This is a genomic window from Pseudoalteromonas sp. NZS11 (assembly GCF_015864765.1).
GTDB classification, from domain to species: Bacteria; Pseudomonadota; Gammaproteobacteria; order Enterobacterales; family Alteromonadaceae; genus Pseudoalteromonas; species Pseudoalteromonas arctica.
The window spans coordinates 158,707-175,156 of sequence record NZ_JADYWP010000006.1; the positions used below are offsets into that span (position 1 = coordinate 158,707).

Below are 16,450 nucleotides of genomic sequence, written 5' to 3' on the forward strand. Positions count from 1 at the left end.
TATAGCTTTATACTAAAGATATCTGCAGCAAGCATACAGTTGCTGCATACGTATTCACTTAAACATTCACGGCGTATTAATCACTAATACCGTAGCAGTCATTGGCTCTAAGTTAATACTGTTAGTTAGTTTAAAAGTGTGTTGTGTGAATAATGCCTGCGCATTGGCATTTTTTGGTATAACTTCTTGCATGTAATCAAGATTATGCTTTTGTGTTACTTTGTTTTTATTCATAAAAACTAATACTGTTTGCGTATCACTAACGCGAGCATAACTATAAACACCATTGTTCGGACTGAAATGAACGAGCTTACCCTTTGCAAGCGCCGGGCTTTGCTTTCTAAAGTTAAGTAGCGTGCTTATAGTTTCGTGCATATCGCGCTGATCTTTACTTAACCCGACTCCAGTAAACGCATTAGCGTTTTGATTTTTGAACCCACCTGGAAAATCAATTCGTATATCACCATGATCTTTACTCGGCGTATTATCCAATAATATTTCGGTTCCATAATATATTTGAGCAATGCCGCGCGTTGTTAAAAACAAAGTCATCGCCATTTTAGTTTTAGCTAAGTCTTGCCCAAATTCCGTATATAAACGGCTCATATCGTGGTTATCAGCAAACACCATAATGTTATTGGTGTCTGGGTATAAAAAATCGTTAGCTAATGACTGATATACTTTAACCCAGCCTGTGCTCCAACCCTCGTCTTCATTTAAAGCTCGAATTACCGCCTCTTGCAACGAAAAGTCCATCACACTGGGTAAGCTTGACACATACCCATCTTGATTTACTTTACCGCGCTGCCAATACGACGCTATTGCAGGGTTTGAAGTCCACTCTTCGCCAACAATATTAAAGTGTGGGTATTCATCCATAATGGCCTTGGTCCAATCACTTAAAAATGCTTTGTCTGAGTAAGAGTAAGTATCAACTCGAATACCGCTTAAATCTGCGTATTCAATCCACCAAATTGCATTTTGAATTAAATACTCATTTAATAATGGTTGGCGCTGGTTTAAATCGGGCATGCTAGCGACAAACCAACCATCGCTAAACTGGCGTTTATCGTAGTTACTTGCGTGTGGATCTTGAATTGTTTGGCGCGCATGGCTTGTGGCATTTTTACCATTTTCAAACTGCCCATTAAAGTTAATCCAATCTTGAGTTGGTTTATCCTTCATCCACGGGTGCTCAGCACCAAAGTGATTAAGCACCATATCCATAACAAGCCCAATGCCCTGCTCTTTAGCCTTTATTGATAACGTTTTGTATAAATTATTTGATCCCATTCGCGGATCAACGTTATAAAAGTCTGTAATCGCGTAACCATGATAAGAGTAATCTGGCATGTTGTTTTCAAGCACTGGAGTAAGCCAAAGCTGTGTTACACCTAAATTATTTAAATACGGTAATGCGTTAATAACACCTTGAATATCCCCTCCATGTCGCCCGCCTTTAAAACCTGGATTTACAGCTTCTAGCATGCTTTTGACAGTGTCATTTGTGGAGTCGCCATTTACAAAGCGATCTGGGTTAATTAAATATAAAGCATCTGCACTTGTGAAACCTTGGCGTTGCGCGCTATTTTTATCTCGGGTAAATAAAGGAAACTCAAAGCTATGCGCTGTATTAGTGCTGTTAAACTTGAGCGTTCCTGCTTTGGCGTTATCGCTAATATTTAAATGAAGGAAAGCATAATTAGGGTTGTCGGTACGTGTTACGTTATTAAGTTCAACCCCTTTATACTTATCTAATTTAAATTCTTCGTTAGCTATATTTTGCTCATGCACGAGTACTGTAATGTTATTTTTATTCATGCCGACCCACCAATTGGCAGGCTCTACACTAAGTGCATAACTAAAGCTTGGTAAGCTACATGCACTTACTAGTAAAAGTGTGTTTAAAAATCGCATTGTTATACCTTTTTAATGCTGGCTAAAAAATTCTGGTGAGTTGGTAATTGCGTTACAGTTGAGCTGATCAACGTTTTTAAAGTAGAAAATAAATCGCTCAGTTGATCATCACTTAGTGAATCAACAATACTGTTATAGTCATCAGGGATAAGCCCTTGCCCTATCATGACTTGCTGCCAAGCAACTTCGGCGAATAGTTCATCATCTTCACGTATTACTTTGCCTGTGTGTTTAAATAAATTCAGTTTATGGGTAAGGGAATTTGGTATATCCATTTGCATGCATTGACGCCAAAACGGGGAGTCTTCTCGCTCGGTGAGTTTATAATGCAAAATAATAAAATCACGTATGTGCTCTAATTCAATAACGCTTTGTTTATTAAACTCCGTTACTAACGCATCGCTAATACCGTTGTGTGGAAATAGCTTAATTAAACGCGTAACCGCAGTTTGAATTAAATGAATACTGGTTGACTCTAGCGGCTCTAAAAAACCACTTGAGAGGCCAACCGACACCACATTTTTATGCCATTGCTTTAAACGCCGTCCTGTTTTGAATTTTATAATACGGGGCTCTGTAATTGGCTCAGCGGGTACGCTTTTTAGCAGTAACTGCTTAGCATCATCATCTGACAAGTATCTACTGCAATAAACAAGGCCATTACCAATACGATTTTGCAGTGGTATTTGCCATTGCCAACCAGCACTATGTGCAATAGATCGCGTATAGGGCTTAAGCTCATGAGTACTTTTTGTTTGTACGGCTACTGCACTATCGCATGGTAAGTAATGAGACCAATCAATAAACCCTGTATTTAGTGTTTGTTCAATTAATAGTGCACGCAGCCCGGTGCAATCTATAAATAAATCCCCACTAATTTGACTGTCGTTATCCAGTGCTAGGCTTTTAACATTGCCTGTATCGCATTGTTCAACATGGCTTATTTTTGCATCTATGTGTTTAACACCGCGCGATATAGCCAACTTTTTTAAGTATTCAGCGTAAAGCGTCGCATCAAAATGATATGCGTAACTCAGCCCAGGTAGTTGGGTATTAGGAATTGTATTGAGGGGTGCAAATTTATGCTGTTTAGCCGCTTGGTAATTGAGTGAAAAATCCCATAAGTCGTCTTCGCAACCCGTAATTTGACCTTTTAACCAAAAGTTATAAAAATCGCAAAAGGGAAAATCTTTACCTAACGAGCCAAACGCATGCATGTAGCTATGCCCTGGCGTTTTCCAGTTTTCGAACTCTATACCTAATTTTATTGAAGCATTAGTGGCATTAATAAAATCTTGCTCGTTTATACCCAGCGCGTTATTAAGTTGCATAATGGGCGGTATCGTTGCTTCACCCACTCCTACCGTACCAATAGCTGATGATTCTATTAGTGTGATATTAATTACTTTACCTAACACTTTATTAAGCAGTGCTGCTGTTATCCACCCTGCGGTACCACCGCCTGCAATTACGACATGTTTTATTGGTTTCATATTATTGCCCACGCTTTAATACAGCGCTCAATAAACTTAATTAAGCGAATTGGTATTAATCAGTGTTTGATAAACTAGCTATAAAAAAGCCCTTGTAAAACAAATCACAAGGGCTTCTACACACAACTTTTATTATAGCTTGTAACTAAAGCCTAACAAGTAAGTACGACCGTAATCTTGGTAGTCACGTACTTGTAGAGCATTATCGCCAGAAAGTGACGTAAACGGTTCTTCAGTTAAGTTTTGTACTTGAAACTGAACAGATAAACCTTCAAGGCTTTCAATACCGGCCTCAGAGAAGTCATAACCAGCTTGAACATCCCAAATAGTTTCACCTAAAATATCAACTTGTTCAGTGTTAAAACCTAAACCATATACATCACCTTTAAAGGCACTGCGTTTGCGCATACTGGTACGTAATTGCATACCATGCATTTCGTAGTAAACTGTTAAGCTTTGAATTTTATCCGAAAGACCTGGTAGCTCGTAATCGTTACCGTTTTGATCCTCTATATCAGACTCTATTCCTGTATGGCTGGCAATTAAACCAAAACCTTCAAGAGATGGATGGAATATTTTAAATGGTAACGCTAGTGAAAGCTCGTAACCATATAAATCGCCACCGCCGCCATTTATTTTACCGCTGCCTGTACCTGATGCTGTTGCAGGAACTTCACCTGTTGAAGGGTCAGCTACGCCTGACATATCAATTGCATACGTGCCGTCAAAAATCCACTGAGTTAAATCTTTATAGAAAAACGCAGCAGAGAAGTAACCTTCATCGCTAAAGTAATTCTCGTAAGTAAAATCGTAGCCGGTTGCTTCTTTAGGTTCTAAATTTGGGTTACCACCCGATACAGACCAATAGTTGCCATTTTCATCAGGTGTTTGATTATATGAAGCATTAACTGATGAATTCATTTCATCTAAGCGTGCACGAGAAATTGTTTTAGCAGCACCAAAACGTATCGTTTGTTGCTCATCAATCGCAAGTGACAGGTTTAAGCTAGGTAATACGTGCGAGTAATCATGACTTATGTTTGTCGGTGATGTAACAACCACACCATCAACAGTACTAAATGCATTACCTTGTGATGATTGATCAGTTTGTACATAACGCACGCCCACGTTACCCGTTAATGCAAGGCCGCTTACTTCAGCATTAATATTTGCTTGAACAAATGCAGAAGTAATTTCTTCTTTTACAGTCCACGATTTAGTCGCATGACTTGTATTTGTTAAGCTCTCTGCCAGTAAGTCGTAATAACCGTCGTTAACTAAGCCATTTACGTCATAAGCAATCATATCGCCCATGCCTATAAAGCCTAAATCAACACTTCCGTTACGGTACTGTTCTGGCACATTAAGCATGCCTGGGCTATCAAGCGAAAAGCTAGATAACGTCATAAAGTAACCTTCTGAATCTTTTGTTTTCTCACGTTCTTTGTAAAACATACCAAATTCAATAGAGCTTATGTACTCGTTTTCTAATACCTTTGAAGCCGCTATTTTTAATGTTGACAGCTCATCTTCAATGGTCGGTGCATTAATAAAACCATCTTGCGCTTGGTTTTCATACTCAGTACCAGTTAAACCATATTTATCGTTAAGTGCAGAGCTTGCACCCCACGATAGCGGGCCACCTAACTGTATTAAACCATAATCGCTATAATCTAAGTCATGAGTAAAGCTTGCGCCGGTGTTTCCACCATTAAATGTATAACCTAAGTTATCTGCAACACCGCGAGCATCACCACGCCCTGTACCTGAGTAGCTCTCAACACTCCAGATTTTACGGTCTACTTGTGAGTAGCTTGCGTCAAACTCTACTGACCACGAATCGTCAATATCATATTTAGTATTAAAACCAAAAGCTGTAAGTTCCGCTTCGCGTTCTTCATAATCGTTTCGAACTACTACACGTTGGCCTTGTGTTACTGCACTAGTTATAAAGCCAGATGCTTCATCAACTACAACACTATTTGCATCAATACTACCTTGTCCCCATGCAAACGGAACTTCAATACCGCGTAGAATTTTTTCATCTGTAAAATCTACATATAACGCATCAAACGTCATGTTTAATTTATCTGTAGGTGCGGCTTCAAGTACAAGCATTGCAGAATCGCGCTCAAGTGTAGATGAACGTACAAATGGTTTAGCGCCACCTAAAATTGAATAATCGTTACCATTTTCAGTGAATTCTGGGTAGCCCCACGAGTTCCAACGTTTTTCTTGATTTGGTGAACTCATTGTATTTAAAGCAAAGGCAACACCAATTGTATCGTCAGCAAACTGGTCAATGTATGAAATAGTGCCTCGGTAACCGTCATCATTACCGTCTGGATTTAATTTACCAAAGCTGGTTTGCTCATACTGCCCATTTACTTGCACAACACGCTCGCCTTTACTTAAAGGGCGCACGGTTTGCATATTAATAACACCGGCAATACCTTCAGCATCAATACTTGCATTTGGCGTTTTATAAACAGTTACACCGCTCATTATTTCTGATGGATAAAGGTCAAACTCTACACCACGGTTATCACCAATCGATACCTGCTCACGACCGTTAAACGTTGTGCCACTTTCATTCTCGCCAAAACCACGAATAGAGACACGACTTGCTCGGCCGTCTAAGCGCTGTGCGGTTAAACCGGGTAAACGCGCAATCGATTCAGCAATTGAAGAGTCTGGCAGCTTACCTATATCTTCTGCAGAAATAGATTCTACAACCTGTGTAGAAAAACGTTTTGTGTTGATTGATTCTACAACACTGCCACGAAAGCCTTTAACTTCGATAACTTCTACATCATCTTTTTTTATTGTATCTTCTTGAGCAGCCTGTGTAGCAAAGCTTGATAAGCCTGCAGCTGTTAATGCTAAAGTTAATATACTTGGTTTGAACATAGACATAATGTTTTCCCGTTACCCATATTGTGATACCCGCGTTCAATGTTTAAGTGATAGTTAAACAAGGCGAGCTAATTTTGTTGTCAGGATGAATATTAACGCCAGATTTATTTTATTAACAACTTTATGCATACGTATTCAACAATTTCAATGTAGCCTAACATTAACATACATTACACGCATATAATTTTAACCATATGATTTTATTAAAAATAAACAAAACAAAAAACACTGAAAGGGCATGATAGATTAAATCTATTCTGTAGAAAACTAATAGCCTTCCTACTTGAATGTAAACAAGATGAAATTAATTAGCGCTGTTATATAACGTTTAAATAATTGCACATTTACTAAGTGTTAAATTGGTCAGACCATTTCTAGTAAAACCAAGGGTATATTTCCTTTATAGTACAAACTGTTAGGTTAAATTTAACTAAAAAATGAATGAATAACATAATTGGTAAACATTAAACACACAAAACGAACACCGCTAAAGATGCGCTAAGCGCTTATTTTAAATAATTTTATTGCATTATTTTTAGTGCATACGTATGCAGACTTTTTACAGAATTACAGGCTTCACGTATGCTTTTTGAAAATAACGTGATTAATCGTAATCACAATGAAGAATAGTCTAAATACTGTGTGGAATGACGGAGAAAAGCATGACCCAAAAGCAGTGGTATAAAGGTGCGGTTATTTATCAAGTTTATCCGCGTAGCTTTCAAGATAGCAACAACGATGGTATTGGTGACTTAAAAGGGATTATTAATCGTATTGATTACATTAAAAGCTTAGGCGTTGATGCAATTTGGATTTCACCTTTTTTCAAATCGCCGATGAAAGACTTTGGCTACGATATTAGTGACTACCGTGACATTGACCCGCTTTTTGGTGATTTAAACGATTTTGATGAACTTATTAGCCAAGCCCATGATCGCAATATTAAAATTATAATTGACCAAGTACTAAGCCATACATCAGATCAACACCAATGGTTTACAGATAGCCGCGAAAATCAAAATAACGATAAAGCAGATTGGTATGTTTGGGCTGAAGCTAAAGATGACGGCACAGCACCTAATAATTGGCTGTCTATTTTTGGTGGTGGCGCGTGGCAGTGGGAACCTCGCCGTGGGCAATATTATTTGCATAACTTTTTAACCGAACAACCCGATTTAAACTTTCATAATCCTGACGTAAGACAAGCTGTACTTGATAACGTAGAGTTTTGGCTTAAAAAAGGTGTTGATGGCTTTAGATTAGATGCTATTAACTTTTGTTATCACGATGCACAACTTCGCGATAACCCAGCTAAACCAAAAGATAAGCGCCAGGGTCGTGGTTTTAGTGAAGATAACCCATACGCATTTCAGTATCATTACTACAACAACACTCAGCCAGAAAATATTGAGTTTATGCAAGACATTCGCACATTACTTAATAAATACCCAGGTACTGTATCGCTTGGCGAAATCTCATCAGAAGATTCATTGGCGACAATGGCGCAATACACCCAAGGTGGCGATAAGCTGCACATGGGATATAGCTTTGAGCTCTTAACAAATGATTATTCAAGTGAATATATTAGAACTACGGTTCAAACTCTTGAACAACGTATGACTGAGGGTTGGCCGTGTTGGGCATTTAGCAACCATGATGTAGAGCGCGTAGCAAGTCGCTGGAGCGAAAATGGCGAAATAAACCCTCAGCAATGTAAAATGCTAACCGCCCTACTTGCTTCCCTTCGTGGCAGTGTGTGTATGTACCAAGGTGAAGAATTAGGTTTAGGTGAAGCATCTGTCGCCTTTGAAGACTTACAAGACCCATACGGCATTACATTTTGGCCTAACTTTAAAGGGCGTGATGGCTGTAGAACGCCAATGCCTTGGGAGCAAGTTGATTCATCTCATGCCGGTTTTAGTGATGTAAAACCTTGGCTACCCGTTGATAATGCACACAAACAGCAATCAGTCGCTGTGCAAACTAATGATAGCAACTCAATTTTAAACGCCTACCGTGAATTTATGGCGTGGCGCAAAAGCCAAACTGTTTTACTTGAGGGTGATATTGAGTTTATTGAAACGCCTGAGCCTGTGCTTGCTTTTTATAGAACGCTTGGACCGCAAAAAATGCTGTGCATGTTTAATCTAAGCTCTCAACAAACAAGTATTGATATGCCAACATCAATCGTTAAAGAATACAATGAGCTTAGCCACCACAGCGCAAAATTAAGCCAAGACACACTAACACTTGAGCCTTTCGCTTGCTTTTATGCAAAGTGTTAATGACATCAATAATTACACTTAATATTACAGCTAAGCTCTAAACATAAAAAGCCCAAGTAAATTACTTGGGCTCTTTTATGCGTTTAATTTTTCTAATGACTTTGGGTTTTACTGTTTAAGTAGTCAGTTAAAGCAAATAAAACGCCTGACATTACAAACGTGACATGAATAGTCACTTTCCAAAGTAGCTCATCACTTGGATATGCGCCTGAGTTTATAAATACTTTTAATAACTCAACAGCCGAAATAGCGACTATCGCACTTATTAATTTCATCTTTAGACCTGAAAAACCAACTTTTCCCATCCAAGATGGTCTGTCTTCGTGATTATCAATATTAAGCTTAGAAACAAAGTTCTCGTAACCACTAAATGTAATGATCAGCAATAACCCCGCTAATAATGCCGTATCAACTAAAGTTAGAATACCGACAAGTAACTCTTGATTGGTTGCTGTAAATGTCGCAATACCCATTAAATAAAGCTGCTTAAAAAACTTTATTAACAACAGTACAACTGCAAATAGTAAACCCACAAAAAATGGGGCTAGTAGCCAACGCCCTTTAAAAATAAAAGATTCTAATGCATGCTCTACTTTATTAGCTTGGCGTGGTTTTTTATTAGGGGTGTGTGATGACATTGGTTTGTCTTTTAATTAAAAAAAGCGACCTTAGCTTATAAACCACTGCAACACAATGCTGCGAAATCCTGACAAGTAAATTACTCATCCTCACGATAAAAAAATTTCGTTATCTTTTATTTCGTTTTCGTTTAAAAATCAGTGTACCAACAGAGTTGTTCTGGATTGGGCACTACTGGTTTAAACCTAATCTTAAACTGGGTAAATCAGTCATCACACCATTTTTTTAGGAATAAACGAATGAAAAAAGCATTGCTAGCATTAATCGTAGCTCCACTATTTGCAGTATCTGCGACTTACGCGGTAGCAGACGATGCGCCAACAGCTTCAGCCGAAATGGTAAAAGAATACACAGAAATGTGTGTTAACTGGGCTAAAGATGATGACGTAAGCAATGAAGAGCTAAATGCCTACGTATTAAAATGCGTAAATGATGAGCTTGAATCTGAAGGCTATAAAAAAGTATCTTCTGTTAAGATTTAATCATACCAATTGCATTAAATTAGTGAGCCATTTTAGCGCTAAGAAAACAGCTCAATAGCAAGTGAAATAGCATGACATATAGTTGTTTTATATGAATGTTTTTTAACGCAGTGAGTGGGTTATTTAGTGCAATATAATGACCATTTTTTAATAAAATTGGTATCTCCAATACGCTTAGTTGAATGTACTGCTAATAAAGCCGTTGCGAAAACATTTAACTAGGCACAAAAAAACCGGAATAGACACAAGCTGTGCGTTCCGGTTTTTTTATAGTTTTTTAAAACCTATAAAAAGTTATGAATAAGCGATAACGTGCTTATTCATCTTCTTTTTTAGCTTTCGCTTTAGGCTTTGCTTTAGCTGGTGCCTTTTTTGCAGCAGCTTTCTTTTTAGGTGCTGCCTTTTTCTTCGCTTCTTCTGTCCATTTACCTGCTTCATAATGAGCAGTCCAGCCAGTAGCTTTACCGTCAACTTCAGTCATAACATACTGAGCTTTATTTTTACGGCTGTAGCGTACAACAGCAAGATTACCATCAGGATCTTTAGCAGGTGCATCTGCTAAGTAATAAAACTTAGGCGAGATACGGTCTCTAAAGCGTTTTAACTCTTCTACCTTAGGTGCACGTGTTTCACGAGACTTAGGAAAAGTATTTGCAGCTAAAAATATACCAGCGGCGCCATCACGTAATACAAAATACGCATCTGACTTTTCACACTCTAATTCAGTAATGTGAACAGGGTCTTCTTTTGGTGGAGCAGCTTCGCCGCTTTTAAGTAGTTTACGTGTGTTTTTACACTCGTCATTATTACAGCCAAAATACTTACCAAAACGACCCGATTTAAGTTCCATGTCAGAGCCACATTTATCACATTCGATAATTGGTCCGTCATAGCCTTTAATTTTAAAGGTACCTTCTTCAACTATATGCCCTTTACATGCCGGGTTATTACCACACACATGTAATTTACGGGTTTCGTCGATTAGGTATGAATCCATTGCAGTTTCACAAATAGGACAACGCTTCATCTGCATTAACTTTTCAGTTTCTACATCTTCTACATCAGCTGCAACTGCTTCATCACCCGACACCAAGTTCATTGTTGTAGTACAACGCTCTTTTGGCGGAAGGCTGTAACCAGTACACCCTAGGAAAACACCAGTTGATGCCGTTCGTATACCCATTTTTCGGCTACACGTAGGACATTCAATATCGGTTTCAACCATCTCGTTAAGACGCATGCCACCGTTCTCTGGCTCGTCTTTAGCAACAGTTAATTGCGTTGAAAAATCAGTATAAAACTTATCTAGAACTTGAGTCCATACACGCTCGCCTTCAGCGATATCATCTAAACGGCCTTCCATTTTAGCTGTAAAATCAAAGTTCATTAAATCAGTGAAATTTTCAACCAAGCGATCGGTAACTATTTCACCCATTTTTTCAGCGAAGAAACGGCGGTTTTCTACACGTACATAACCACGATCTTGAATCGTTGATATAATTGACGCATAAGTAGATGGACGACCAATACCGCGTTTTTCAAGCTCTTTTACTAAACTTGCTTCACTAAAGCGCGCTGGCGGTTTAGTAAAATGTTGCTTAGGATCGAGTTCGATTAAAGTAAGGACTTCACCTTCTTTAACAGCCGGTAGTGATTGATCTTCTTCGTTTTTCTTACGTATTGCAGGTTGTACTTTTGTCCAACCATCAAAGCGGAGCACACGGCCTTTCGCTTTAAGCTGGAAGTCGTTAGCTGCAACAGTTAGTGTTGTTAAATCGTATTCAGCAGGTACCATTTGGCACGCTACAAATTGACGCCAAATTAGCTCGTACAGCTTTTTAGCATCGGCGTCTACACCTTCAACATGACCAGATAACACGGTAACGCTTGAAGGACGTATTGCCTCATGCGCTTCTTGTGCATTGCCTTTAGAGCTGTAGCTAATTGGATCTTTTGGTAAGTATTTAGCACCAAACTCGTTTGTTACATACTCACGACACATTTCAACGGCATCTTTTGAAAGATTAGTTGAATCGGTACGCATATACGTAATATAACCACCTTCATACAAACGCTGAGCAAGCATCATGGTCTTTTTAACGCCATAACCTAAACGCGTACTTGCCGCTTGCTGCATGGTTGAAGTAATTAATGGCGCACTTGGGCGACTTTTACTTGGTTTTTCTTCAACGCTAATTACTTTGTATTCTGCATTCTCAAGGCTTTTAACCGCTGCGCTAGCCTGAGCTTCATTTACAGGCTTAAAAGGCTTTCCTGCTTGTTTGGCTACTTCTAAACGTAATTCAGACTCAGTATTTTTAACGTCAGCATGGATATCCCAAAATTCTTCAGGGATAAACGCCTTAATTTCGCGCTCACGCTCTACTAATAAACGTACCGCAACAGACTGAACTCGTCCTGCAGAAAGTCCACGGGCCACTTTGGCCCACAATAAAGGTGATACCATAAAGCCAACAACACGGTCTAAAAAGCGACGTGTTTGCTGAGCATAAACCATATCAGTATTAAGCTCGCCAGGTGTTTCAAACGCTTGCTGTATTGCGTTTTTAGTAATTTCGTTAAAAACTACGCGCTTATATTTAGCAGGATCACCACCAATGATTTCTTGAAGGTGCCAAGCAATTGCTTCCCCTTCTCTATCCAAATCCGTTGCGAGATATATTTGGTCTGCATTTTCAGCCAGCTTTTGTAATTCTTGAACAACTTTTTCTTTACCAGGCAGTATTTCGTAATGCGGATCCCAGCCTTGGTTTGGGTCAATACCCATACGCGCGACTAAGTTTGTATAATCTCGTTGCTTTTTATACGCTGCTTTCTCTTCAGGTTCCATTTTACGAACTTCTGCTGGCGTTTTAGTTGCCGGCACTTTAGCTTTGCTCGAACCTGAAGTAGGTAAATCTCGTACATGCCCAATACTGGACTTTACGATGAAGTCATTACCTAAATATTTATTAATTGTTTTAGCCTTAGCAGGAGACTCTACAATTACTAGCGATTTGCCCATAGTTGCCTATTTCTAACCAAATATTAAAAATGTGTTTTGCCGACATAAGCGGCGCGAATATTTATAGGTATATCTACAAACACTAGTTGTTACAAGCTTTTAATACAAACTTTTCAGTATTTACTGAATAAACGAACAATTTTTGTCGTTAAATTAAACAAACTAGTGTTTTTAGATTAATTGATGTGGAATATATAGAACAGAAACAAAAATGCCAACCTAAAGGTTGGCATTTTTAAAATAAAGCCTTATTTACTATCGTAAATTTCGATTCCTTTGGAGACTGTTTTAGTGCCACCAGCCTGAGTAGTAAACTCAAATGTTATTGAAAGTACACCGTCAAATTTATCATTACCATCCGCTTCACGAGAAATACGAACATCTGAATACATTGGTTTATCCGTATTCGTACTTGGAATAATAGCGTTATTTTCGATAATAGATAAGTCACCATTTGTAGAGGCTATAGATACAGTTGTACCCGCTGGTAGTGGATTACCAAACTCATCTGTGTAGTGAATACGAACTGTAATACCACTTAGACCTATATCAATAGTAAGTGTTTCAGGATCTGTTTCATCTGGATCCGTATCATCATAATCTGGGTTATCAATAATAACGTTAACCGTAGATAGATTAATAGATTCAGCATCACAACGTTCTAGCACATCAGAACCTTCCAGAGAAGCAACAATAGAGCTTGAGCAATCTGCTGGTACGTAAACAGGATACGGCGCATCAAGAATATCCGTTGTTTTCAGCACAGAAAAACGAACATATGGGTTATCTCCAGACATAACCAATTCAATTTGTTTACGCACCTCAATTAGCTCTCGAGAACACTCACCTGCATTTTCAGCGGCTTCGCTACATAATAAGCCATTATATTTACCATCTGCAAAGTCATAAATACCGTCATTATCTAGGTCTCGCCATGTTTCATTATGACCACCTCGTGAAATTAACTCAGAACATTCATCCGTAGACGGGTCATAATTTGAAGCATCTGCATCACTACAGTTTGCTTTATCGAAGGCAGCATTTTCATTGTGATCTATAAATGCTTCAGGTAAATCGTAACTAGTATAATATTCACCAATATCAAACAAGCCATTGGTGCGTTTAACATCATCAGTAGTTTGCTCATCTACAAAGTTCTCTTGTCCTTTAGTGACAGCGAGAACACTTACACGCCCTCCCATAACAACACCATCAGCATTATTTTTAGCGCGTGTAATACCATTTATACAAGGAGCTGCAATACCAAAATATGGGTCACAATTTATAATACCTGTTTTTGGATTAATACCTTCAGTAGTTGTTGCGTCCCCATCAATATCGCCAATTCGGTTACCCCACTTATAATCATAAAATGGACGGTCCCCTTGAGAGCGCCAGGTTACAACACAGGTAGCATCGTCAGTTTTACAAGTAACTTCATTGCTAGATGAGCCAATAACACCAGCTTCAGCTAAAATAGTTGCTTCTACACCGTCACCGTTATAATTATTAAATTGGTCACCAAAATATACCGTAATATCATTTAAAACACCGTTATAATTAAGTGAGTTAGTATTAAACGTATTTGGGCTTGCATCAAAACTGTTTTGGTCTGTTACGCCCGAAGCCAGTGTTAATTGAGCCGATACAGAACTTATCTGCTCGCTCAATGGTACTAAAGTAAGTGTTCCGTCTGGACAAATTTCATTGTTTGGTTCTGATGTACACAGTTCTACATCATCAACCCAACATGTTAAGTCATCACCTTCAGGTAAATTATTAACATCTTCTTTAGAAATAAAACACGCTTTTACCACTAATGGACCAGGCACTATGCCAGATTCAACCGTTGTTTGAACAAAGCCTTCATTATTTGTATCACTTGTTCTAAGCGACAGTTTAGCTGCACCCACTGAATCTGTTAACTTGAAATCAATACGTTGCTGCGTGGATGCAAGGCCATCCGCATCTATTAGCTTAAATCTAACAATCGATTGAGTCGGGGCGCCGCCTTCACCTGGAGGTAATGCAATAAATGTTTCGCTGACATCAACAAACTGTATTGATTGTACCGCTGATGTTTCCACAGGAATAATCGTAGTAGCAGTAAAGTTTTTACCACCTGTCTCAACCGTGATATTAATATCATCATCAATACTACAACCTGTAGCTCGGTATGTTGATGTTGCGATACCACTTGATGATTTTACTGATTCATCAATTACTGAGTCGCCACTAATTACACAAGTTGAGCTGAACTCAACATCTGTTGGAGTTAAGTATAAATTACCATCTTCATCTAAAAGTGTTACTTCAATAACGGTACTACCACCTGCTTTTAAAGGAATAACATTTCCTGAAGTATCTTTATTAAGCCCGTTATCAACCTCTAGGGTTAAATCAGCAATACCTACAGCAAAATTAGTTGAATTACTTTCACCTACAGACGTTACAGTCACAGTACCTGCGCCACCAGTATTTCCAGGCTGCAATTTTAGTAAAGCAATACCAAAGTTATCGGTAAGGGCTGTCCCAGATGAAGGGAGAACAGAACCTAAATTTGTTGAAATATTAACAAGCGAATTTTTACTACCTTCACCACTTTGCTCATCAATGACTTCAACAAATAATTCACCTAGTTCTGATGAAGAGATTGTATTAGCTACCGTACAACTCGATGCTGCTTGTGTAGGGTCAAGTTTTACACTAGAACGATTATCGTCCCAGCCTGCGTTACAGCCTGTTAAGAGCTTTACTGATATAGAGAATTGTGCCAAATCAACTGGTGCAGAATCACCTGATGAATAAAATACAGCTGTATTACTCACTTCTGTTGAGTTCGTAGGATTATAAGTTGCAACAACTTGACCTGCGCCTTTAAAACTACCACTAGAGAGAGTCACTTTTGCCTCACCCGCTGAGTTTGTAATTGCAGTTCCTAAGTCTGGCGTTATTTTACCTGTGAAGTTTGTAGTAAATGTAACAAGTTGCTCGCTAAGTGCAACTCCATCATTTTTTAAAGTCGCTGTAACCGTGCCTAAGTTGTCAGTTGTAACCGGATTTGTATCCGAATACTTAGCACCATTTTCATCGACAATATTTACTGTTAGAGTTGTTGACCCACTAACACCAGTATCATCACCCTGCCCACCGCTTGATTGAAAAGCAAAAGTACTTGTATAAGATTCACCATCGACTGTATAAGTAGCGGTTACTTCTCCAGCACCGGCTTGAGCACCGGCTGTAAGTTCAACGGTTGCAATACCATCGTTCTGGGTTAATGCACTTGATGGAGACAGTTCACCAATCTCATCTTCTAATGTAAACGTAATGCGCTTACCCGCAACAATTACCCCGTCTTGAGTAAGAATTGCGCGTAAATCTAAAGAGGAGGTAGCGGTAACAGAATTTGACTCTGTTGCGTCTGTTTGAGAATACCCATTTAATGAAACCGAGTATGTAGCAGCCTCTGTAGTGGAATCACCATCACTTATAGAACCGTCTTTTTCAAGTGACCCACCGCCACCACAGGCTGTGAGTAAAAAACTTAGCAATGAAATGCCGAGCAGTCGCATTAAAGGCATGAACCTCTCCCTAGCGTTGTTATTATAATTAAAATTAATTTACACTTAATATTAACCTATAACTTAGTCTAAAATCACAGTTTTTTATTACTTTTTTGTGCAAAATATT

The 16,450-nt window shown here is 38.7% G+C and carries 8 protein-coding genes; 2 read left to right on the plus strand and 6 right to left on the minus strand.

Annotated features, from left to right (window positions below):
* Window positions 1-66: 66 nt before the first annotated feature.
* The 3 genes from I6E82_RS14100 to I6E82_RS14110 all read right to left on the minus strand — a co-directional run bounded on the left by I6E82_RS14100 (window position 67) and on the right by I6E82_RS14110 (window position 6,326).
* Window positions 67-1,917, minus strand: a complete 1,851-nt coding sequence (locus tag I6E82_RS14100; RefSeq protein WP_197101964.1) for a glycoside hydrolase family 13 protein — start codon at window positions 1,915-1,917, stop codon at window positions 67-69.
* A gap of 2 nt (window positions 1,918-1,919) precedes the next feature.
* Entirely contained in the window at window positions 1,920-3,410 is a 1,491-nt protein-coding gene (locus I6E82_RS14105; protein WP_197101962.1) for a tryptophan halogenase family protein, read from the minus strand.
* A gap of 132 nt (window positions 3,411-3,542) precedes the next feature.
* Entirely contained in the window at window positions 3,543-6,326 is a 2,784-nt protein-coding gene (locus tag I6E82_RS14110; RefSeq protein ID WP_197101960.1) for a TonB-dependent receptor, read from the minus strand.
* A 662-nt stretch (window positions 6,327-6,988) separates the two neighbouring features.
* Between I6E82_RS14110 and I6E82_RS14115 the strand changes: the two genes are divergently transcribed.
* Window positions 6,989-8,611, plus strand: coding sequence for an alpha-glucosidase family protein (locus I6E82_RS14115; protein WP_024590098.1), 1,623 nt, complete (start codon window positions 6,989-6,991; stop codon window positions 8,609-8,611).
* A 92-nt stretch (window positions 8,612-8,703) separates the two neighbouring features.
* Here I6E82_RS14115 and I6E82_RS14120 read toward each other — a convergent pair whose 3' ends face one another.
* The gene (locus tag I6E82_RS14120) at window positions 8,704-9,249 is read right to left on the minus strand and encodes a TIGR00645 family protein (protein WP_007582598.1); all 546 of its coding nucleotides are present in this window, start codon (window positions 9,247-9,249) and stop codon (window positions 8,704-8,706) included.
* Between the two features lie 240 nt (window positions 9,250-9,489).
* On the opposite strand from I6E82_RS14120, the gene I6E82_RS14125 reads away from it, so the two are divergent.
* Window positions 9,490-9,732, plus strand: a complete 243-nt coding sequence (locus I6E82_RS14125; protein ID WP_007582596.1) for a hypothetical protein — start codon at window positions 9,490-9,492, stop codon at window positions 9,730-9,732.
* Window positions 9,733-10,048: 316 nt separating this feature from the next.
* On the opposite strand, the gene topA is transcribed toward I6E82_RS14125, so the two are convergent.
* Window positions 10,049-12,757, minus strand: a complete 2,709-nt coding sequence (gene topA / locus I6E82_RS14130) for a type I DNA topoisomerase (protein WP_197118138.1) — start codon at window positions 12,755-12,757, stop codon at window positions 10,049-10,051.
* Window positions 12,758-13,005: 248 nt separating this feature from the next.
* Window positions 13,006-16,341, minus strand: coding sequence for a hypothetical protein (locus I6E82_RS14135; RefSeq protein ID WP_197118139.1), 3,336 nt, complete (start codon window positions 16,339-16,341; stop codon window positions 13,006-13,008).
* Between the last annotated feature and the right edge of the window lie 109 nt (window positions 16,342-16,450).

What these genes read in the sequence shown, in the direction of transcription:
- I6E82_RS14110 (WP_197101960.1), bottom strand. Translation starts at nt 6,326, where the DNA reads ATGTCTATGTTCAAACCAAGTATATTAACTTTAGCATTAACAGCTGCA.
- I6E82_RS14105 (WP_197101962.1), bottom strand. Translation starts at nt 3,410, where the DNA reads ATGAAACCAATAAAACATGTCGTAATTGCAGGCGGTGGTACCGCAGGG.
- I6E82_RS14115 (WP_024590098.1), top strand. Translation starts at nt 6,989, where the DNA reads ATGACCCAAAAGCAGTGGTATAAAGGTGCGGTTATTTATCAAGTTTAT.
- I6E82_RS14135 (WP_197118139.1), bottom strand. Translation starts at nt 16,341, where the DNA reads ATGCCTTTAATGCGACTGCTCGGCATTTCATTGCTAAGTTTTTTACTC.
- I6E82_RS14125 (WP_007582596.1), top strand. Translation starts at nt 9,490, where the DNA reads ATGAAAAAAGCATTGCTAGCATTAATCGTAGCTCCACTATTTGCAGTA.
- I6E82_RS14100 (WP_197101964.1), bottom strand. Translation starts at nt 1,917, where the DNA reads ATGCGATTTTTAAACACACTTTTACTAGTAAGTGCATGTAGCTTACCA.
- I6E82_RS14120 (WP_007582598.1), bottom strand. Translation starts at nt 9,249, where the DNA reads ATGTCATCACACACCCCTAATAAAAAACCACGCCAAGCTAATAAAGTA.
- topA (WP_197118138.1), bottom strand. Translation starts at nt 12,757, where the DNA reads ATGGGCAAATCGCTAGTAATTGTAGAGTCTCCTGCTAAGGCTAAAACA.